The organism is Nocardia carnea, from assembly GCF_029868855.1.
GTDB lineage: Bacteria > Actinomycetota > Actinomycetes > Mycobacteriales > Mycobacteriaceae > Nocardia > Nocardia carnea_A.
Map to the genome: position 1 here is coordinate 21,351 of NZ_JARWOV010000231.1, position 20,151 is coordinate 41,501.

A 20,151-nucleotide genomic window follows, 5' to 3' on the forward strand; every position below is an offset into this window, starting at 1 on the left:
TACCGTGACGATGGCCGCACCCCGGCCGGCTCCGGCCGGCGCACCACCACGTCCACTCGGCCGGCCCTCGCACCGGCTGGGCTGGTTCGTGGTGTCGCTGGTCGTGCTCGCGGTCGCGATCGTGGCAAGTATCGCGGTGGGTTCGGCGAACCTGCCGCCGGCCACCGTGTGGGACGCCCTGACCGCGCCGGACGGCAGTATCGATCACCTGACGGTCCGCACCCTGCGCGTCCCGCGCACGATCCTCGGGGTGCTGGTCGGTGCCGCGCTGGGCATCGCCGGCGCGCTCATCCAGGGCCTGACCCGTAACCCGCTGGCGGATCCGGGGATCCTCGGCCTGAACGGCGGCGCCGGTTTCGCCATCGTGCTCGGCGTGGCCGTGTTCGGGCTGACCCGGATCGAGCAGTACCTCTGGTTCGGCTTCGTGGGGGCAGTGCTGTCTGCCGCGCTCGTGTACGGGATCGCGGCGCGCGCGCCGGGCGGAGCGAACCCGCTGCGGTTGACCCTCGTCGGGGTCGCGCTCGGCGCCGTTCTCACCGGGGCGACCAAGACGATGGCGCTACTCGACCCGGAAACGTTCGACCGGATGCGGTTCTGGGACGCGGGCACGATCGCCGACCGTCCGGCCGGGACCATCCAGATGATCTGGCCGTTCATCGTCGCCGGGCTCGTCCTGGCGTTCGCCTGCGCCCGCTCGCTCAACGCCCTCGCGCTGGGCGACGAACTCGCCGCGGCGGTCGGTGTGCGGCTCGCCCTGGTCCGCGTCGTCGCGGTGGTCGCGGTGACTCTGCTGTGCGGGGCAGCGACCGCGGCGGCGGGGCCGATCGTGTTCGTCGGGCTGATGATCCCGCACGCGGTCCGCTGGGTCACGGGTCCCGACCAGCGCTGGATCCTGCCCTTCACACTCGTTCTCGCCCCGGTGCTCATCCTGCTCTCCGATGTCCTCGGCCGAGTGATCATCCGGCCCGCCGAACTCCAGGTCGGTGTCGTCACCGCCTTCCTGGGCGCCCCCGTACTCATCGCATTGATCCGGCGCAGCAGAGCAGGCGCCCCATGAGCCGCGTTCTCGTCCTGCGCACCGGATCGTTCAGCCGCCGCACCACGACCAGGGCTTTCGTCGTCGGGCTGCTCCTCATCGTCGCGGCGGCGGCCTGCCTGCCGGCGGCCCTGATGCTCGGCACCCGCGCCCTCTCCCCCGGCGACGTGCTCGCCGCGCTGGGCCCGCAGGCGAACCCGGCCGACCGGCTCGTCGTGCTCGAATGGCGGGCGCCACGGGCGGTGGCCGCCGTGGTGTTCGGCGCGTGCCTCGGACTGAGCGGAGCGATTTTCCAATCCCTGACCCGCAATCCCCTGGGCAGCCCGGATGTCATCGGGTTGAACACAGGCGCCTACACCGGAGTCGTGTGCGCGCTGACGCTGGGAGCCACCGGCTTCGGCGCCCAGGCGGCCGGGGCGGTACTCGGCGGGCTCGGTGCCGCCGCGGTGGTCTACCTGTTCGCGTTCCGGCAGGGGGTACGCGGGATCCGGCTCATCGTCGTGGGTATCGCGGTCAGCGCCATGCTCTCCTCGGTCAACACCTGGTTCAGCGTGAAGGCCGATCTGGACGTCGCCTTGCAGGTCGCCGTATGGGGTGCGGGAACCCTGTCCGGTGTGAGCTGGCCGCCGGTGTTGTTCGCGGCCGCCGCCGCATTCGGGCTCATGCTGGTAGCCCCGGCGGCCGGCCGGCGAATGCGGCAACTGGAACTCGGCGACGATACCGCGGCGATGCTGGGGGTCGCGGTCGAACGCAGCAAGGTGCTGTTACTCGTTCTCGGCAGCCTGCTCACAGCCGTCGTCACCGCGGTGACCGGACCCGTCGCCTTCATCGCGCTCGCCGCCCCGCAGATATCGGGTCGGCTCACCGGGCACGGCGCGTCGGCCGACCCACTCGGCGCCGCGCTCACCGGAGCGGTGCTCATGTCGGCGGCGGATCTGCTGGCGCAGCACGCGATCCCGGGTGCGAACCTTCCCGTCGGTGCCGTCACCGTCTGCCTCGGCGGCGCATACCTGGTCTGGCTGCTCATCCGCGAGTCGCGACGCTGGTGAGTGCGGATCGTATGCCTAACAGCCGGCCGCCCGAGTCAGGCGAGCCGCAACCGCACGAGCCGGATGTTCAGCTCGTGCAGAACCCGTAGCTGCGCCATGTTGTACAGCGAGAACATCGCTTGCGCGATGGTGTCCTCGGCGTTCTTCGCGCCACCCGGCGCGTCCGCCGCCAGGTCCTTCCACTCCGGGTACTTCTCCCGGCTCCGCAGGACCACGGACACCATCCGCTCGGCGAGGGATTCGATGGCAGCGGCATCGGCGTCGGCGGGCAGATTCTCGAATTCGACGTCGACCGAGTCCCGTTCGGCGAGCATCTCCTGGAGCACTGCCGAGGCACGGTCGCTGAGAACGGTCGAGTAGACCATAAGCATCGACTGGTGTGCCTCCGGGACCCCCTGCGCGATCGTCGGCGCGAAAGCCGGCGGCGTATGGGCGGGCGTGCGGTGGCGCAGGAGCACTGCCAGCTCCGCTCTGATGCGGTTCAGTCGATCGACAGTTGCTTCCAGTTCCGCGTCCAGTACGCGGAGCGCCTGGTCCGACTCGTCGGCTGCCTGTCCCGTCGCCGGGATCTGCGATAACGGGATCCCGAGTTCGCGTAATCGTTTGATCTGCAGCAGCCGGACCAGGTGCGGGACCTCGTACTGCTTGTATCCGTTCGACCTGCGGTCCGGTTCGTCGAGCAACCCGATCTCGTGGTAGTAGCGGATGGCTTTCACGGTCGAACCCGCCAGTTCGGCGAGCCGGCGGGTACTCCACGCCATTGCTGTCTCCTCTTCTGCCGCGGCCGTGCGCGTTCCCCCGGACCCGAGTCGTCCCCGCAGTGTTCAGCCCGTGGTGCCCGCCTTTTCGCAGGCTACGTCCTGCTGGGGCATGGTGCCGTCGACCAGGTAGCCGGTGGCGACTTCCGCTGCGCAGGGGTTGGCGCCGAGGACGTAGACCCCGTGCCCGCTCCCGTCGACGGTCACCAGCCGGGACCGCGCACCGAACTTCTCGTGGAGTAACTCGCCGCCGCGCAGCGGTGTCACCGGGTCGCGCCGATTCTGCATGATCAGGACGTCGGCGGGTCCGTCGGCATCGATCCGCACCGGCGGTTCCGACGGTCCGAGCTGCCAATAGGCGCAGGGCGTGATGTTCGCCGCGGCCGCCCCGTAGAGAGGGTACTTCTCGCGGTCCTCGGCGACGGCGCGGTGGTAGACCTGGACGTCCTCGGGCCATTCGACGTCGTTGCAGGTCACCGCGAGAAAGACCGACCAGGCGTTATCGTTCGGCGAAGGCGCCCCGGTCCCCGGGGGCCGGCCACCCGCGGGCCCCGGACTCCCGGTTTCGAGCAGCGACTGCCAGCTCTGCGCCGCGGGTTCGTACGATGCCTCGCGATAGAGCGTGAAGAATGTGGCGAACCGGAAGAGCCCGCCGTCCATCCCGTCCACCGGGTTCTCGTCGAGACGCTCGGCAAGTGTGAAGTAGGTGCGGCGCACCTCCTCGGGTGTGCGGCCCAGACCATAGGTGTCGTGCCGCGCGGCAGCCCATTTCGCGAAGTCCGGGAAGGTCTCCTCCATACCGCGGCCGTATCTGCGCATCCCGTCGTGATCGAGGAAGGTGTCGCCGATATTGCTGTCGAGCACGATCCGGTCGGCACGCTCGGGGAACATCGAGGCGTACGCGGCCCCCAGGGCGGTGCCGTAGGAATAGCCGAGGTAGCTCGCCTTCTCCTCACCCAGCGCGGCACGTATGCGGTCCAAGTCGCGGGCCATATTCGCCGTCGACAACTGCCGCAGCCGGCCCGCGTGGTCGTTGGCCGCGCACTGCTCGGCGACTCCCTGGGCAATCGCGGCTTGCGCGGTGACCGCCGCGTCGTCCACCGCGTAGGGCGGGATATTGCCGAAGTACGCCTGATCATCGGTGAAACCACAGCTCACCGGCGCCGAATGCCCCACTCCGCGAGTGTCGATCCCGATCAGGTCATAGCTGTCCAAGACCTCGGGTGGCAGTCCCTGGGCGGCCAGGAAACCGGGCTGATCCAGGCCGGTCCCGCCCGGACCACCCGGGTTCAGCAACAGCACACCGCGGCGCTCGTCCGGTTTCGTACTCGCCAGCCGGGAGATCATGATCTCGATCTGCGCGCCCTCCGGCTCGCTGTAGTTCAGCGGCACCGGCACGGTGGCGCACTGCAACTGTGGCGGGGCGGCCGGCACGTCCGCAGGACAGGCACCCCACTGCACCTGCGCCGCGGGTTCGGCGGCCACCGGGGGCACCCCCACCAGTGCCCCGGTGAGACCGAGCACTACCGCCAGGGTCGCCCCACGGCCGACCTTCCGTTTCCGATCCATAACCAGACCTCCCCGAGGTGATCTCACAAGAACTGCGTTGCCGACCACCACTGCACACCGTGCCCTCGGGGCAGGGTCAAGATCTCGAGTCCTGGCCCACACCGCACTGCCCGGACCGCGCCACCATCGCGGCGACGGCGCGCGCCCCCGTATACGCCACATCACTGTCGGTGAAAGCTCACAATCCCGGACGAGCGGGACTCCGGGTACGGTGGCTACCGCCCCCGATCACGGTGTGGCGTCCCTGCGGAATAAATCTGGATGTCATCGATGAGTTCAACCGCCGAAAAACTTGCCGACCTGCGTAAGAAGCTGGAGATCGCGCAGGAGCCGGCCGGCGAGGCGGGGGCCGCCAAACGAGCGCGTAAGGGCATACCGTCCGCCCGCGACCGGATAGAGATGCTGCTGGATCCGGGTACCTTCGTCGAAATCGGTGCTCTCGTACGCAATCCCACCGATCCCGACGCCCTCTACGGGGACGGTGTGGTCACCGGACGTGGCCTGGTGGACGGCCGGCCGGTCGCCGTGTTCTCCCATGACCAGACCGTGTACGGCGGCACCATCGGGGAAATGTTCGGCCGCAAGGTCGCCGCGATCATGGATCTGGCGGGGAAGATGGGCTGCCCGCTGATCGGTATCAACGATTCCGGCGGCGCGCGGGTGCAGGAGGCCGTCACCTCGCTGCGCTGGTACGGCGAATTGGCGACCATGATGGAACCGCTGTCGGGTGCGGTGCCGATGGTTTCGCTCATCCTGGGCAACTGTGCCGCCGGCGCGGTGTACCAGCCGATCTGCACCGATGTCGTGGTCGCCACCGAGAGTGCGCATATGTTCGTCACCGGGCCCAAGATCCTCGAGGACGCCATCGGCGAGAAGGTGGACATGGAGGAGCTGGGCGGGGCCTACAACCAGGCCGCCTACGGCAATATCCACCATATCGCCAAGGACGAGGCGGCGGCGTTCGCCTGGGTCCGCAACTATCTGAGCTACCTGCCGTCGAGCTTCTCCGAACTACCGCCGGTCGTGAACCCCGGCCTGGAACCGGCGGTCACCGAATCCGATCTGGCGCTGAACACGCTGGTCCCCGACTCGGACAACGCTGTCTACGATATGCACGAAGTGTTGTTGCGGATCTTCGACGACGGCGAGTTCCACGAGATCGGTGCGGCCGCCACCACGAACCTGATCACCGGATTCGCCCGTGTCGACGGCCGGCCGGTGGGTGTGGTCGCCAATCAGCCGACCGTGCTGGCGGGCGCGCTCGACGCCAAGGCCGGTGACAAGGCAGCGCATTTCATCCACATCTGCAATGCCTTCGAGATCCCGCTGGTACTGGTGGTCGACACACCCGGATTCCTGCCCGGGGTGGAACAGGAGAAGCAGGGCGTCATCAAACGCGGCGGCCGATTCCTGTTCGCCTACGTGGAGGCCACGGTCCCCAAGGTGACGGTGGTGGTGCGCAAGGCCTACGGCGGCGGATGGGCCGTCATGGGGGCCAAGGCGCTCGGCTGCGATGTGTATCTGGCCTGGCCCACTGCGCGGATCGCGGTCATGGGCGCGGAAAGCGCTGTGGGCCTGACCCAGCGCAAGATCCTCGACGCCACCCCGGAGGATCAGCGTGCCGGGCTCCGGCAGCAGATGATCGACTTCTACAACGCCACCGTCGCGACCCCGTGGATCGCGGCCGAACGCGGCTATATAGACGCCGTGATCGAGCCGTCGGCCACCCGGCTGGAGCTCCGCCGGGCGCTGCACCTGCTGCGCGACAAGAAGGTCATCCGCTACCCGCGAAAGCATCATCTGCTGCCCCTGTGATTCCGCGCCGGTCGCCGCGGGAGGATCCCGGTTTCGGCGGGTGATCTCCGCGGCCGCCTTCCCTGCGCCTGGTGACAGTAATCGAGCCGGCGGTCCGGGATCGGTGCTCGCCGCTTTTCGCCTGCGGCGCCGATCCATTCGGCGCGGCACCACCGGGCCCGGACCGCCGTCGAGCGTCTCTAGCGGAGCTCGGCGGCCGACGAGCGTTCGGCGGCGCGCAGAGGTGCGCCGACGTGGTGCAGATGCCGGAGCGCCTCCCGGTACGAGGCGATCAGCCCGGTCTCGTGGTACGGCACACCGATTTCGGCGCAATAGTCGCGGACGATCACCTGGGCGCGCCGCAGATTGGGGGTCGGCATGCTCGGGAACAGGTGGTGTTCGATCTGATAGTTGAGCCCGCCCAGGGCGATATCGGTCAGCGCTCCACCCCGGACGTTGCGGGAGGTCAGCACCTGGCGGCGCAGGTAATCGGGGCGGTCGTCGCCGGTCAGGGTCGGCATACCCTTGTGGTTCGGCGCGAAGGTGCAGCCCATGTACACGCCGAACAGCGCTTGGTGGACGGCGAAGAACGCGAGGGCTTTATCGGCGGGCAGCACGGCGAACAGCGCACCCAGATAGACAGCGAAATGGGCGAACAGCAGTCCGCCCTCGAGCACACGGTTCTTGATCGACCGATTCCGTAGCGCACGCACGCCCGCCACATGCAGGTTCAAGCCCTCCAGCAGGAGCAGCGGGAAGAACAGGAACGCCTGCGCCCGACCGATGAGCCGGGCGGGCCCGCGGCTGTTGCGGGCCTGCTGCTGCGACCACACGAGAATGTCGGGTGCGACATCGGGATCGAGTTCCTCATGATTCGGATTCGCGTGATGGCGGGTGTGCTTGTCCTGCCACCAGCCGTAGCCCAGGCCGATACCGGCATTGCCGGCGATTCGGCCCACGATCTCGGTCGGCCGTCGCAACCGGAAAACCTGACGGTGCGCGACATCGTGCATGACGAGCGCGACCTGGGCGAAGGTGACGGCCATGACCGCCGCGATCAGCAGCGTCCACCACGAATCGCCGACGAGGACGAACGCCACCCAGCCGGCCACGAACGCGAACCCGACCAGACCGAGCCGGGCGGCGTAGTAACCGGGGCGCCGTTCCATCAGTCCGGCGGCGGAGATCCGGCGCAGCAGACGGGCGTAATCGCCGTCGGCGCCGCGCCGCGCCGATCGGGGAGCCGGCTCTTGAACCAAGGCAGGTGTCGTCATAGATCTTCCTGAGAGTCGGGGTGGGAACCCACCTCCGCCCGTTTCTGTGACGAACAACCGCTGGCGATCGGGGTCCGTATCCAGTGGGTACTGCTCGGTGCGTCGGGGCGGGTGACGAATTCGATACCCCGAACCTATCGGCCGGATTCTCGTTGCGGGTAATCCTGCGGTATCGCACGGGAGTAGCACTGCGGTGTGAGAGGCCGCCCACCACGGATCCCGGAACGGCCGCCGGGTCAGGCCGCCGTTGCGATCTCCACCACCCGGGCCCATGCCGGTGGCCGGTCCGGAATGTAGTCGAGGTCGTGTTCCTGCCATCCCGGGTCCCGGCGGAACAGCCCGACCACCGTCCGGCACCCCGGCCGGTCGCTCGGCCAGGGGGTCTGGCCGTCGGTCAGCACCACCAGCACATCGGGGCGCGGCCGGGCGCGCAGCGCCTTGGCGAAACCCGTGCGCAGATCCGTACCACCACCGCCCACCAGCGGTATCCCCTCGGCACGGCACAGTGGGTGCGCGACCCGTGCCGCCGCATCGCAGGAGAGCACGGTGACCAGATCCCGGCGCCCGCCGACGGCGCGGGCGATGGCGGCCACCTCGAGCAGCGCGCTGCCCAGTTCCGCGTCGCTGACCGACCCCGATGTATCGATGATCACGCTGACCCGGGGTGGTGTGCGCCGCAGACTCGGCAGCACCACCCCGGGCAACCCGGCCGAGCGCCGCGCCGGTCTGCCGTACGTGTAGTCCTCGCCGAGACCGGGAGCCGAGGCAGCCGAACGAAGTGCCGCGCCCAGCAGGTCCCGCCACGGTTGCGGCGGATGCAACGCCTCGTCCGCCCAGCGGCGCCACGCCTTGGACGCGTTGCCCGGACGGCCGGCGATACCCTGGGCGACGCGGAACCGGACCGCTTCGCGTTCCTGTTCGCTGAGGCCGTCCGCGCCGTCGGGTCCCAGCTCCCATTCGCGGTCCGCTCCGTCGGCGCCGCTACCGCAGTCCAGCCAGGCCAGTTCCTGGGTGAGCGGCCCGAGGCGGAATTGGCGCAGGTAGTCCTCCATGAGTGCACCGCGGGACAGACCCAGCGTCGCCGGCAGTACCGCTCCCGCGGGCCGGACCAACCCGTCGCCGAACGCGTCGTCGTTGATCTCGGCGTCCGCGGCGATATTCATCCGCAAACGTTCCGCCGGACCCGTGAGCTCGTGGGCGCGGGCGAACCGGTCGCTACGACGGTGGTGGTCGCGCAGCAGATGGGAGACCTCGTGCACGAGTACGGAGGCCAGTTCCTCCACGGGCGTGCAGTCCACGAAAGCGGGCGAAACGTAGCAGCGCCAGTACCGGTCCACCCCCATCGTCGGGGCATCCCGCGACTCCACGATATGCAGCGCATACAGGGCGGTCGCCAGATAGGGCCGGGCGCGGGCGGCCTGCAGGCGGGCGGTGAACAGTTTGCCGAAATCGAGCGCCGACGAGCCGGTCATCGGCTCACCTTCACGGCGACCCGGGCGGCGGCATGATCGGCGCCCTGGGATACCGCCACCATTGCGGCGAGTTCTTCGATCGCCGGCGGCACCACCCAATCGTCCCGGCGCAAGGTGGCCAGAGTGGTCGCCGGAACGACCACCAGATCCGGCGCACCCGTTTCCACCGCCCGCACCAGCAATGCCCAGGCCGCATCCCAGCGGGCCTCCGACGGCAGCCGGCGGACGGCCGCCACTACTGCGTCGAGCACGGCCTGACGCAGATCACCGCGGTCCGGTAGCTCGGCGGCGGCCGGATCGGCGAGCAGCGCCTCGGGATCCGGGAGGTCCATCCGGTCCATACTCGCCAGCAGTTCGAAACCCGGTCCGTCCCCGACCGTGCCCCGCACCAACAGGGAGAGCACATCTTTCGACGACCCGGCCGCGGTCGCGAAAGCGATCAGCCGCAGTGTCATATCCCAGCTCCGCGGTGAGGGCCAGGCACCACCGCGGCGGGTCTCACTGCTCGGCAGCTGATGGACGAGCGCGGGACGGGCCGCGAGTAACCCGCATACGGCGCGCCGAGCGAAAGCCACTGCCTCCGCGAACTTTTCCGGTGCCAGCCGGGGAAGTGTCGCACGCGGCCAGGTTCCGCCGAGACCACGTACGACCACATCGTGGTCGTGGGCCCACTGCAGGTGCACGAACCGGTTGGCCAGCGGTGGGCTCAGCTCCCAGCCGTCGGCGGCCGAGGACCGCGGGTTGGCGGCGGCCACGATACGGACTCCGGGTGGTAATTGCAGTGCGCCGATGCGACGTTCCAGCACCAGGCGCAGCAAGGCGGCCTGTACTGCGGGTGGCGCCGTCGACAGTTCGTCCAGGAACAGCAGCCCGCGACCGGATCGCACGAGCCGGACCGCCCAGTCGGGCGGCGCCATCGGCACACCGTGTTCGGCCGGATCGTCGCCGATGATGGGCAGACCCGAGAAATCCGACGGTTCGTGCACGCTCGCGATCACCGTGGTCAGCGGGAGGTCCAGCGATTCGGCGAGCTGGGTGAGGGCAGCGGTTTTGCCGATTCCCGGCTCACCCCAGAGCAACACCGGCAGGTCGGCGGCCACGGCCAGGGTCAGTGCCTCCAATTGGTTGTCGGGGCGGGGTTCGGTGGTGACGTCGCCGAGCATGGCCAGCAGTTCGCCGGCGATATCGAGTTCGGCAGGGCGGGTGCGGTCCGAGATCGGCGCGCGAAGAAATGCAGTCATCTATGAATCACCTTGTGTTTCGGTCGAAGTGAATGACGTCGAGGATGTGCTGAACCGAATACGGCCGGCTCAGCGCATGTTTGCGTTACGCGGGTGCGAGCGGCGATCGCTGGGCCGGGAGTCGCGCCGGCTACGTGGCGGCCCGTAGCCGGTAAGCCCGGCCCGGAACAATCCGTAGGTGATCCGCCGTTGCGCGGACGCCGCCAACGCGTCCCGCAGCGGCCCGTCGCGCAATACCGCACCGGGGCCGAGCAGGCCCTCGACAACGGCCAGCGCACCCGCGGTATCGCCGTGATCCAGACGCTCCCGGACACCGGCGAGACAGTCCGGGTGGCGGTGGGCCCGATCGATGGCCCGCAGGCACGGCAGCGGAGTACCGGTCAGGGCGACCAGCAGTTCCTCCCGCCGGATCTCCGCCGGATCGTGATCGAGCGCGGCCAGCACCCCGTCGACCAGCCCGATCCGGTGCTGTTCACCCCGGCACTCCACCAGGAACGGCCGGTCGCCCGGCTCCTGATCACGGCGCGATTCGGCCGGTGACCACTCCGGTACCAGTGCGGAGGCCACCAGCGGATGCAGCCGGTCGGCCGTTATCGCCCCGGCCCGGAGCAACTGCAGATCGGGCAGCGTCCAGGTCGCCGCATCGGGCAGCACCGGCAGCGCGGACACCCCACTACGCGGATAGGACTCCGCGTTCCGCAGCGCGGGCGGTCCGTTGCCGTCCGCGGACAGCTCCACGACCCGTTGGCGCCGCGTCCCGAACCGAATCCGCAGCGGCCCGTCCGACCGGCCTTCGGCACGCAGCAGTATCGCTGCCTCGGCTGCCCATCTGTCCACGGCGCAACCCGCGGGAGCCCGGTCGGTCAGTCCGGGATCGACGGAACACGGACCTTCGAGCCGGCGTGCCCCGGAACGGATTCCGAACTCATGGACCCTGCTCGCATCCCACAGATGGCGGTGGAGGTCGAGCCGGAAACGACGGTCGGGCCGTGGATGCGGATGCGGATGCGGGCCGGAGCCGGACCCGTCCCACAGTGCGAGGCCGATCCGTTGACCGGCATCCGCCCATGCCGGAGCGGTCCGGGCCACGAGATGCACCGAATTTATTTCGCCACAAGGGCTTCGGGAATCCGGCAGATCGTATCGAGCCAGCAGAACGGTCGTACCCGGCCGGAGTAAACCGTCCGGCGCGACCCGGGGCAGATGCCAGCGCAACAGGTCGGGAGCCAGCCGGCGCAGATCCGCACGCACACAGTCCGTGACGGCACGGCCGTGTCTACGGGCCAGCGCCCGCACATCGATATCGACATCGAAACCCGCTGCGGCACATGCCCCCGCCCAGTCTCCGGCGTTTCGCCGGGCGGTCGCGGTCTCGATCATGGAGGGCGGCACGGCGAACTCACGCACGCGCAGCCAGAAGGAAAGGCGGGAATCGTTCCCCATCGTGTCCGGAGTGCGCATCAGCACTCACCTGGCACGAAAGGGACCCCCAATCTTTGCTCGGAACGAGTCATCACGGAATTGATCATAACGTTCGGGGCCGGACCCGGCCATCCATACCCTGATCCGGCGCTCGGACAGGGACGGACCGCAATGTCCGTCGAAGCGGGCGGACTGCGCACCGGCGGATCCCCTCCGCCGTTCGAGCCGCCCCCGGGAGGCGGGCCATTGTGACAGCCGCCCATACCGTCCGGCCGTATACCAGGAGGGTGCCGGCGCCCCCGGCACGACCGGACTCGACAACTCGACGCAGCTCGAGCTCGAAATCGAGCGGCGGCCAAACGGCCCTACAAGGGCATCGGGGACGCTGTGCAGCGCCCGTATCGAGCAGGATGAAATCAAACCTTGCATATACCCCCCGGGGGTATTAATGTTCCCGGTGTCGAACAGAGATAGAGCCCCAGGAGGCCCGCGATGAACGCCACAGCCCACGCCGATCACACCGCCCACGCACACCACACCACTGACACCCACAGCGACCACAACATCCACCACACCTCGGACGCCCACCGCATCCATGCACACCACGCATCGGAAACCTCGGGCGGGCACACACACCACGCACCGGACGCCCACGCCACACACACCGCCACACCCCCTGGTGGGTTGCAGATCACCGAAGCGGGTTACACCCTCGCGCTGGAAACCCCGATCGTCGACGCCGGTGCGATAGATCTCCGGTTCCGGATCCTCGGCCCGGACGGCGGGGTGGTCACCGGCTTCACCCCCATCCACGAGCGCGAACTACATCTGATCGTGGCACGCCGTGAACTGACGGGCTTCCAGCATGTGCACCCGGTCCGCGACGAGCACGGCACCTGGTCGATTCGCCTCGACGTGACCGAGCCCGGCGCCTACCGCGTCTTCACCGATATCGCACCGCGGGAACTCGGACGCACCCTCACCCTCGGTGCCGACCTCGCCGTCGCGGGGCACTACGACCCCCGCCCCACCCCCGCCACGGAACGGACTGTCACGGTCGACGGCTACAACGTCACCGTCGAGGGCGATCCAGCCCCCGGAGTGGGCCGCATACTGACGTTCACCGTCGACAAAGACGGGGCACCGGTCACCGATCTGGACCCCTACCTCGGCGCGTACGGACACCTGGTGGTACTGCGCGCCGGCGACCTCGCCTACGTCCACGTCCACCCCAGCGGCGAGCCCGGGGACGGAATCACACCGGCCGGACCCGGAATCGATTTCCATACCGTCGTACCCGGACCGGGAATCTACCGGTTGTTCCTCGATTTCCAGCACCAGGGGATCGTGCGGACCGCGGCGTTCACCCTGAACGCACCACTCGCCGGCCACTGACCCGAAACACCCGGTGATCGCCGGAGAGATCGGCCTACAACTCTCTCTCAATACCCTACCGGGGTATAGTAACTAGGAACAGTCATGACAATCCAGACACGCCCCGCGACACGAAAATGGTGGGCGCTGGCGGTGATCGCCGCCGCCCAGTTCATGGTCATCATGGACACCTCGATCATCGGGATCGCACTCCCGCGAATGCAGACCGATCTCGGCTTCTCCCCGGAAAACCTGACCTGGGTATTCAACGCCTACGTCATCGCCTTCGGTGGACTGCTACTGCTGGGCGGGCGACTGTCCGATCTACTGGGCGCCCGCCGGATATTCGCCACCGGATGGGTGATCCTGCTCGCCGGATCGGTCGTCGCGGGCGCGGCCGGAACCGTGGGTATCGAATTGGCCGGACGGGCGGTTCAAGGTGCCGGTGCGGCACTGATCGCACCCGCCGCGCTCACCCTGCTGATGACACTCTTCGGTTCCTCCCCACAGGAGTTGACGAAGGCGCTGGCCGTATACGGTGCCGCGGCACCGGCCGGGGGTACCGCCGGGGTGTTCCTCGGCGGCGTGCTCACCGAATACCTCAGCTGGCCATGGGTTTTCTACATCAATATCCCGATCGCGATCCTGGCATTGATCGCAGTTCCGGTCCTGATGCCCAACGCGCCGGCCCGCCCGGGCTCGGTGGACCTGCTCGGCGCGGCCGCCGCCACCGCGGGTCTCGCCACCGCCGTCTACGGCATCGTCCGCGCACCCGAGGCCGGCTGGGGCTCGGCGCAGACCTGGGCAGTACTCGGCGTCGCCGCCGCACTACTCGCCGGGTTCGTACTCCTGCAGGCACGCCGCCGCGAACCCCTGATGCCCCTGAGCATCTTCCGCGCTCCCGGCCTGGCCGCGGCCAACCTCGCACAGCTACTGCTGGGCGCGGCGTGGGTGCCCATGTGGTTCTTCTTGAACCTGTACCTGCAGCAGGTCCTCGGTTACAGCGCCTTCCCGTCCGGCGCGGCACTGCTCCCGATGACCACCTTGATCATGCTCGGCATGATCGTGCTCGCACCCCGGGCGATGCAACGTTTCGGCGCCAAACCGATGATCGTGACGGGCCTGGCCGTCCTCGGTCTCGGACTGGGCATCATGTCGCTGGTCCGGCCGACCGGCAGCTTCTGGATCGACGTCCTGCCCGCCTCACTGGTCGCCGCGGGCGGCATGTCGCTGGCCTTCATTCCCTCGCTGGGCACCGCCATCGGCGCGGCACGGCCCGAGGAAGGCGGGCTGGCCTCGGGCATCGTCAATGTGAGTTACCAGATCGGTTCCGCGCTCGGCCTGGCCGCCATGACCGCACTGGCCGCCGCATTCGGCGCCGACCAACTCACCGATCTGCCGCAACTCACCGACGGCTACTCGGCCGCCTTCCTCGGGGCGGGCGCGATAGCACTCGTCGGCGCCGGGCTCACCGCCGCCACCATCGCGTCGCCGGCGAAAACCACCTCGCCCGCCGGCTGACGGTTACCGCACCGAAGAACCATCGAACAGGAGAGATCATGGCCACCACCGTCGTCACCGTTTCCGGAATGACCTGCGGATGCTGCGTTACTTCGGTGCGCGAAGAGGTCGGACGCGTTCCCGGCGTCACCGCCGTCGCCGTCGACCTCGGCACCGGAGCAGTCAGCATCGACAGCACCATCCCGATCCGCCCCGACCTGATCGCGACCGCGGTCACCCGGGCCGGGTACACCGTCACCGATTGACACCCGCCGCGACAGCACCACACCGGGCGGGTCCTCCACGGAGGACCCGCCCGAATCGCCGGTCTTCCGCAGACCCGATACCCGGTGGTGAGCGGCGCGAGGCCCCCGGAGGTCACGATGATCACCTCACTGTTCGCCCACCGCGACTACCTACGACTTTTCACAGCTCAGATCTCGGCACTGTTCGGCACCGGATTGACCACGGTGGCACTGGGATTGCTCGCCTACGAGCTCGCCGGCGCCGATGCGGCGGCCGTTCTCGGTCTCGCGCTCACCATCAAGATGGTCGTCTACGTGACGGTCGCCCCCGTCGTGGGCGCTTACGCGGATCGCATTCCGCGCCGGCCCTTCCTCGTCGGCCTCAATATCGTTCGAGCCGGAGTAGTTTCGGCGCTACCCTTCGTCGACCAGATCTGGCATATCTACGTGCTGATCGCGGTGCTCCAAACTGCCTCGGCCGCCTTCACACCCACCTATCAGGCCGTCATTCCCGATATCCTCCCCGACGAGCGGGACTACACGCGGGCACTGTCGGCCGCGCAACTAGCCGCGACCATGGAGACCCTGCTCAGTCCGATGCTGGCCGCGGCCGCGCTGGCCGTCATCAGTTTCCACTGGCTGTTCGTCGGCACCGCGATCGGTTTCGTGGTCTCGGCGGCGCTCGTGGTGACTACCCGCATTCCGAACGCCGGTGCCACCGTGGAAGGCTCCTTCGGCGAACGCATCGCGGTAGGAATGCGGATATTCATGGCGACACCTCGGCTGCGGGGGCTCCTCGCCTTCAATCTCGTCATCGCGGCGGCGGGCTCGATCATCATGGTGAATACCGTCAACTACGCCCGCGATACCCTCGGCGGCGATCAGGCCGATGTGGCGAAGCTGCTGGCGGCCAACGGTTTCGGCACGATGATCAGCGCGCTGGCACTGCCCCGGATCCTCGACCGTGCCGGCGCCCGGCCGGTCATGCGCACCGGCGCGGCGGTCCTGGTCACCGGCCTCGCGGCGGCCGTCGCCCTCTCCACGGCCGAGACCGGGGACTGGCGCCAGATCGCCGCCACAGCGATCTGGGCCGTCATCGGGGCGGGCACCGCCGCCGTACTCACCCCGACCGGCCAGGTTCTGCGGCGCTCGTCGCACCCAGCGGATCGCCCGGCTCTCTTCGCCGCCCAATTCTCGCTGTCCCACCTGGCCTGGCTGGTCACCTATCCGCTCACCGGTTGGCTCACCACCACCGCCGGGCTCAGCACGACCTGGGTCACCCTCGCCGTCCTCGCCACCGGCGGCGCCGTCCTCGCGACCCGCCTGTGGCCCCGCGACGATCCCGCCGAACTGACCCACCCGCACGAAGCCGGCACCATCGACCCCGCGCGCCTGACCGACGCCGTCCGTGTGAACGACCACCTCTACCAGCACACCCACGTCTACGTCATCGACGCCGAGCACCCTCGCTGGCCGGCCCGGGAACACGCGCCGGCCGCATGACCGGCACTCACCAGCGGTTCCGTGTCTCCTCCGCCCAGCCGACCGCACCGCCGAGATCCAGCCAGCGCCCGTCGTCGGTGCGGGCGCGGCCGTGGAAATTCCCGAAACACTGGTGGGTGTCGTTGGCCAGCACGAACAGATCGGTTTTCGCCGTACGCGTATGGAACGGCCGGAATTCGGCGTCGACCCGCTCCCCGGTGATATGCCAGGGCCGCAGCCAATTCCCGGGGTCGTAGTCCCACCGCAATTCGTCGCTGATCTTGTGGATCCGGCCGTCGACGACGAGTGCGTTCTCGGTGCTGCCGGTACCTTCGGTCCACTTACCGCCGAACTGGACCCCCAGCCCGGGCTTGTAGCCGGCGGCCCAGTTCCAGTCGATCGCATACGGCCATTTCCCGCGGCCGTGGTCCAGCACGGCGAACGCGTCGTCGAATACGTACTCGCGCGACCCCAGCGTCAGAGTCCCGGCGGCCGGCCGGCCCACATCTTTGACCGTGTACTGGAAGCGCCGCGCGCTCCACGGCACGACCACACCCAGTGATTCGTGACCGGGCGGCAGCTCCGCCCGAGCCGACAACCGCACCCCGTCCGCGCGGGCCTCGATCGCAGTCCCGGCCGCGTCGTTCGACAATTCGATATCGACACCGCCACCGCGCACCGAGTTCACTCCTTGCCCGCTGCGCTCCCCCATGACCGCTCCTCGGCCGAACGGCACCACCGCGTCCCGGGTGGTCTCCGCACCCGTTTCCCGGTCCAGCACATAGATCCCGTGCACCCCGGCGTAATCGAGCGTGGACGCCACGATGCCCACGATATGTTCCGGGGTGACGATTCCCCAGTACTCCCAGCGCTTCCGGCGACCCCGGCCGCGCAGATTCGCCCGATGCAGGGGCCGCCGCGTCCATCCGACAGCGGCGGGGTCGAGCCGGCCGTCCGGGCGGCACAGATCGACGGGTTCGGTGATCTCGCGTTCCGTGGCCATACTCGCCCGCAGCTCCTCACGACTCGACACCTACGCCGGCAGCAGAGGACAATACTCGGCGGGCACACCGTACGGGCGGACAGCGAACCCGGCCCGGCTGTCGCCGGACCCGGAACCGCCGCTGTCAGCGACGAACGCGGTACCTGAGGTGCAGCACCCGGTCACCCTGGACTACGACATCGGGGTCCTCGAGCAGATGCTGTCCGTCCACCGGGCCGAAATACCGTTTACCCGAACCGAATACGACCGGCACCACGTCCATCGCGACTTCGTCGACCAGGCCGAGCGCGAGCGCCTGCCCGCCGACATCCCCGGCACACACCGCCACGATACGGTCACCGGCCCGCCGTTTCGCCTCTTCCACAGCCGTGGCGATATCGCCGAAGAACGGCACATCCGCTTCCGGATGCCAGCCCTCGGGCTTGGGCCGGTGCGAGACGACGAGCAGATGCTCGCCCGCGGGCGGTTTCGCCTCCCAGCCGTTGGTCATATCGAAAAGATGCCGCCCCTGGATGGTTGCCCCGATACTGTTCCAGAAGGGTGCCGTGTACTCGTAGGAGCGGCGGCCGAGCCGGAACGGCGGGTGGTCCCGCTCGAGCTCGTCGTCCGCCACCAGCGGGACCTCACCGTTGAAGTACCAGTCGAACAGCGGCCCGACGTCGTCGTTCCGGTCGGCGATGAAACCGTCCACCGACACCACTGCATGCATGATCACTGTCGCCATACTCTGTCGACTCCGGCCGACACCCGGATTCATCGGTACAGCGAGATCCGGTGTGCGGCCGGACGGAGTCTCGGCGGATCCGCCGGGCGCGGCACCCGCTCAACCGATCAGTGCAGTGCCCCCACCCGGAACCACGGTCGCAGCAGGTTCTCCTCGGTGGACGGGCCCACCTGCCACTCGGCGATCCACGGGCCGGTGCCCTCGCTCGGGTCGAGAATGCCCTCCTCCAGGTGCTGGTAGCGACCGTCGAGCACGCCGCGGGCCAGGCGCATATCCTCGTCGTCGGTGTTGTCCCACAGCGAATCGAACAACTGCCGCACACGGATTCGCGCCTGCCGGCAGAACATATCGGCCAGCTCCGTGGCGGCTTCCCCTTCTGCCGTGCCGTCGCCGCGTTCGGCCTGCGCGCGGACACAGGCCGCCGACATCGCGAAAAGCTCCGCGCCGATATCGACGATGCGTCCCAGGAAAACCTGCCGGTACTCGAGCTTCGCCTGCCAGCGCGCCATCCCGTACATCAGCGCGCGAGCCTGTTTACGTGCCATCCGCTCGACGAAGCGCATATGCCGGGCCAGCGGCCCGAACTCACCGAACGCGGCCGGTGCCGTGCCCGATCCGACGGCCAGCTGCGGGAACCATTTGGCGTAGAAACCGCCGGCCCCCACCGCCGCTCGTGCTTTCTCCTTGAACTCCGCATGCCGGTCGACCAGGGCTCCGGCGGCGGACATATGCGCATCGGCCATCTCCCGGGCGATGAGCAGTCGCATGATCTCGCTGGAACCCTCGAAGATCCGGTTGATCCGCAGATCGCGCACCAGCTGTTCGGCGCCGACCGCACGCTCGCCGCGGTCGCGCAGCGACGCCGCCGTCTCGTATCCGCGACCACCTCGTATCTGCACGAGTTCGTCGGCGATCCGGCAGCTCATCTCCGACGCCCACAGCTTGGCAAGTGCCGCCTCGATGCGGATGTCGTTACGGTTCTCGTCGCACATGGTCGCCGAGAGATCGAGTACCGCCTCGAGGGCATAGGTCGTCGCCGCGATGAAGGACACCTTCGCGCCGACCGCAGCATGCTCGCCGACCGGCCGCCCCCACTGCACGCGCGCGCCGGACCATTCGCGGGCGATCTTCAGCGACCATTTGCCTGCCGCCGCGCACATCGCCGGAATCGCGAGCCGACCGGCGTTGAGTGTAGTGAATGCGATCTTCAGGCCGTCGCCCTCGCGGCCGATCAGATTCTGCGCCGGCACGCGGACGTTGTACATGCGGGTGACGCCGTTCTCGATACCGCGCAGGCCCATGAACGAGTTGCGTCGCTCCACGGTGATACCCGGACTGTCGGCTTCGACGACGAAGGCGGAGATACCACCGCGGTGGCCTTCGCTCTTCGGCACCCGCGCCATCACCACCAGCAGTTCCGCGACCACACCGTTCGTGGTCCACAGTTTGACGCCGTTGATCTCGTACGCCTCGCCGTCGGCCGTGGGTGTCGCCGTACTGGCCAGCCGGGCCGGATCGGAGCCGACGTCGGGTTCGGTGAGCAGGAAGGCACTCACCGCGCCTTGCGCACAGCGGGGCAGGAACCGCTGCTTCTGCTCCGGCGTACCCGCCAGTTTCAGTGGTTCCGGCACACCGATCGACTGGTGCGCGGACAACAACACACCCAGACTGGGGTGCGCCGAGGCGGTCAGCATCAGCGCTTTGTTGTAGCCGACCTGGGAAAGACCCTGCCCACCGTATTGCTCGGGAATCTTCAGACCGAAGCAGCCGAGTTCGGCGAGGCCGCGCACATACTCCTCGGGGATCCGGCCCTCCGCCTCGATCACACTGCCGTCGATGGTCTCGCAATAGGCCCGGAGCCGGGACAGATACGCGTCGGTTCTGGCGGTGTCTTCCGCATCGGGTCGGGGAAACGGATGGATCAGATCCACCCGATAGCGGCCCAGGAACAACTCCTTGGCGAAGGAGGGTTTGGCCCAGCCGGTCTCGCGGGATTCCTCGACCAGCCGGCGGGACTGTTCCTCGGTGGCATCGACTCGCTCGGCAGTAGCCATGGCGTCCTCCTCGAAGGTGACGACGATCACAGTCGCATGCTCGAGGCCATGTTACCCGCAGGTAGATCGATCTGACGAGGGGCCCGCGCCTGGGCACGGACCCCTCGTCACCATGGGTGCCGCAGCGCCCTCCTCGAACAGCGGCCTGTTATCG

16 protein-coding genes are annotated in these 20,151 nt (G+C 68.6%); 7 read left to right on the plus strand and 9 right to left on the minus strand.

Annotated elements, in window-relative coordinates:
* Positions 1–10: 10 nt before the first annotated feature.
* Both QH195_RS22395 and QH195_RS22400 read left to right on the plus strand, forming a co-directional pair.
* Entirely contained in the window at positions 11–1,057 is a 1,047-nt protein-coding gene (locus QH195_RS22395) for an iron chelate uptake ABC transporter family permease subunit (RefSeq protein WP_280436880.1), read from the plus strand.
* Positions 1,054–2,085: a FecCD family ABC transporter permease gene (locus tag QH195_RS22400; protein ID WP_280423461.1), complete on the plus strand. Its 1,032-nt coding sequence runs from the start codon at positions 1,054–1,056 to the stop codon at positions 2,083–2,085. The genes QH195_RS22395 and QH195_RS22400 overlap by 4 nt, the downstream gene beginning before the upstream one ends.
* Positions 2,086–2,120: 35 nt before the next feature.
* Here QH195_RS22400 and QH195_RS22405 read toward each other — a convergent pair whose 3' ends face one another.
* Together QH195_RS22405 and QH195_RS22410 are read right to left on the minus strand one after the other, a co-directional pair.
* Positions 2,121–2,846: a MerR family transcriptional regulator gene (locus tag QH195_RS22405; RefSeq protein ID WP_280436881.1), complete on the minus strand. Its 726-nt coding sequence runs from the start codon at positions 2,844–2,846 to the stop codon at positions 2,121–2,123.
* 63 nt (positions 2,847–2,909) lie between these two features.
* Entirely contained in the window at positions 2,910–4,412 is a 1,503-nt protein-coding gene (locus QH195_RS22410; protein WP_280436882.1) for an alpha/beta hydrolase, read from the minus strand.
* Positions 4,413–4,682: 270 nt separating this feature from the next.
* On the opposite strand from QH195_RS22410, the gene QH195_RS22415 reads away from it, so the two are divergent.
* Positions 4,683–6,227: an acyl-CoA carboxylase subunit beta gene (locus QH195_RS22415; RefSeq protein WP_280423458.1), complete on the plus strand. Its 1,545-nt coding sequence runs from the start codon at positions 4,683–4,685 to the stop codon at positions 6,225–6,227.
* Between the two features lie 179 nt (positions 6,228–6,406).
* Here the strand turns inward: QH195_RS22415 and QH195_RS22420 are convergent, their stop codons facing one another.
* The 4 genes from QH195_RS22420 to QH195_RS22435 form a co-directional block, all read right to left on the minus strand.
* Positions 6,407–7,480 carry a fatty acid desaturase family protein gene (locus tag QH195_RS22420; RefSeq protein WP_280436883.1) on the minus strand — a complete coding sequence of 358 codons (1,074 nt, stop codon included), beginning with the start codon at positions 7,478–7,480 and terminating at the stop codon, positions 6,407–6,409.
* A 236-nt stretch (positions 7,481–7,716) separates the two neighbouring features.
* Positions 7,717–8,952, minus strand: coding sequence for a vWA domain-containing protein (locus QH195_RS22425; RefSeq protein ID WP_280436884.1), 1,236 nt, complete (start codon positions 8,950–8,952; stop codon positions 7,717–7,719).
* Positions 8,949–10,193 (minus strand): AAA family ATPase, encoded by a 1,245-nt coding sequence (locus QH195_RS22430; RefSeq protein ID WP_280436885.1) that lies wholly within the window; start codon positions 10,191–10,193, stop codon positions 8,949–8,951. Before QH195_RS22430 ends, QH195_RS22425 begins: the two co-directional genes overlap by 4 nt.
* Positions 10,194–10,262: 69 nt before the next feature.
* The gene (locus QH195_RS22435) at positions 10,263–11,654 is read right to left on the minus strand and encodes a hypothetical protein (RefSeq protein ID WP_280436886.1); all 1,392 of its coding nucleotides are present in this window, start codon (positions 11,652–11,654) and stop codon (positions 10,263–10,265) included.
* Between the two features lie 453 nt (positions 11,655–12,107).
* Between QH195_RS22435 and QH195_RS22440 the strand changes: the two genes are divergently transcribed.
* The 4 genes from QH195_RS22440 to QH195_RS22455 all read left to right on the plus strand — a co-directional run bounded on the left by QH195_RS22440 (position 12,108) and on the right by QH195_RS22455 (position 16,237).
* Positions 12,108–13,010 carry a hypothetical protein gene (locus QH195_RS22440; RefSeq protein ID WP_280436887.1) on the plus strand — a complete coding sequence of 301 codons (903 nt, stop codon included), beginning with the start codon at positions 12,108–12,110 and terminating at the stop codon, positions 13,008–13,010.
* A gap of 84 nt (positions 13,011–13,094) precedes the next feature.
* Entirely contained in the window at positions 13,095–14,510 is a 1,416-nt protein-coding gene (locus tag QH195_RS22445) for an MFS transporter (RefSeq protein ID WP_280436888.1), read from the plus strand.
* Positions 14,511–14,548: 38 nt separating this feature from the next.
* The gene (locus QH195_RS22450; protein ID WP_280436889.1) at positions 14,549–14,755 is read left to right on the plus strand and encodes a heavy-metal-associated domain-containing protein; all 207 of its coding nucleotides are present in this window, start codon (positions 14,549–14,551) and stop codon (positions 14,753–14,755) included.
* A gap of 117 nt (positions 14,756–14,872) precedes the next feature.
* On the plus strand, positions 14,873–16,237 hold the full coding sequence (locus QH195_RS22455; protein ID WP_280436890.1) for an MFS transporter: 1,365 nt from the start codon (positions 14,873–14,875) through the stop codon (positions 16,235–16,237).
* 7 nt (positions 16,238–16,244) lie between these two features.
* On the opposite strand, the gene QH195_RS22460 is transcribed toward QH195_RS22455, so the two are convergent.
* From QH195_RS22460 to QH195_RS22470, 3 genes are all read right to left on the minus strand, one after another.
* Entirely contained in the window at positions 16,245–17,219 is a 975-nt protein-coding gene (locus tag QH195_RS22460) for a DUF2804 domain-containing protein (RefSeq protein WP_280436891.1), read from the minus strand.
* A 124-nt stretch (positions 17,220–17,343) separates the two neighbouring features.
* Positions 17,344–17,943 (minus strand): dihydrofolate reductase family protein, encoded by a 600-nt coding sequence (locus QH195_RS22465; protein ID WP_280423449.1) that lies wholly within the window; start codon positions 17,941–17,943, stop codon positions 17,344–17,346.
* A 107-nt stretch (positions 17,944–18,050) separates the two neighbouring features.
* On the minus strand, positions 18,051–19,997 hold the full coding sequence (locus tag QH195_RS22470) for an acyl-CoA dehydrogenase family protein (RefSeq protein WP_280436926.1): 1,947 nt from the start codon (positions 19,995–19,997) through the stop codon (positions 18,051–18,053).
* Between the last annotated feature and the right edge of the window lie 154 nt (positions 19,998–20,151).

Coding starts and splice junctions, on each gene's coding strand:
- QH195_RS22395 (WP_280436880.1), top strand. CDS start 11: ATGGCCGCACCCCGGCCGGCTCCGGCCGGCGCACCACCACGTCCACTC.
- QH195_RS22400 (WP_280423461.1), top strand. CDS start 1,054: ATGAGCCGCGTTCTCGTCCTGCGCACCGGATCGTTCAGCCGCCGCACC.
- QH195_RS22405 (WP_280436881.1), bottom strand. CDS start 2,846: ATGGCGTGGAGTACCCGCCGGCTCGCCGAACTGGCGGGTTCGACCGTG.
- QH195_RS22410 (WP_280436882.1), bottom strand. CDS start 4,412: ATGGATCGGAAACGGAAGGTCGGCCGTGGGGCGACCCTGGCGGTAGTG.
- QH195_RS22415 (WP_280423458.1), top strand. CDS start 4,683: ATGAGTTCAACCGCCGAAAAACTTGCCGACCTGCGTAAGAAGCTGGAG.
- QH195_RS22420 (WP_280436883.1), bottom strand. CDS start 7,480: ATGACGACACCTGCCTTGGTTCAAGAGCCGGCTCCCCGATCGGCGCGG.
- QH195_RS22425 (WP_280436884.1), bottom strand. CDS start 8,952: ATGACCGGCTCGTCGGCGCTCGATTTCGGCAAACTGTTCACCGCCCGC.
- QH195_RS22430 (WP_280436885.1), bottom strand. CDS start 10,193: ATGACTGCATTTCTTCGCGCGCCGATCTCGGACCGCACCCGCCCTGCC.
- QH195_RS22435 (WP_280436886.1), bottom strand. CDS start 11,654: ATGCGCACTCCGGACACGATGGGGAACGATTCCCGCCTTTCCTTCTGG.
- QH195_RS22440 (WP_280436887.1), top strand. CDS start 12,108: ATGAACGCCACAGCCCACGCCGATCACACCGCCCACGCACACCACACC.
- QH195_RS22445 (WP_280436888.1), top strand. CDS start 13,095: ATGACAATCCAGACACGCCCCGCGACACGAAAATGGTGGGCGCTGGCG.
- QH195_RS22450 (WP_280436889.1), top strand. CDS start 14,549: ATGGCCACCACCGTCGTCACCGTTTCCGGAATGACCTGCGGATGCTGC.
- QH195_RS22455 (WP_280436890.1), top strand. CDS start 14,873: ATGATCACCTCACTGTTCGCCCACCGCGACTACCTACGACTTTTCACA.
- QH195_RS22460 (WP_280436891.1), bottom strand. CDS start 17,219: ATGGCCACGGAACGCGAGATCACCGAACCCGTCGATCTGTGCCGCCCG.
- QH195_RS22465 (WP_280423449.1), bottom strand. CDS start 17,943: ATGGCGACAGTGATCATGCATGCAGTGGTGTCGGTGGACGGTTTCATC.
- QH195_RS22470 (WP_280436926.1), bottom strand. CDS start 19,997: ATGGCTACTGCCGAGCGAGTCGATGCCACCGAGGAACAGTCCCGCCGG.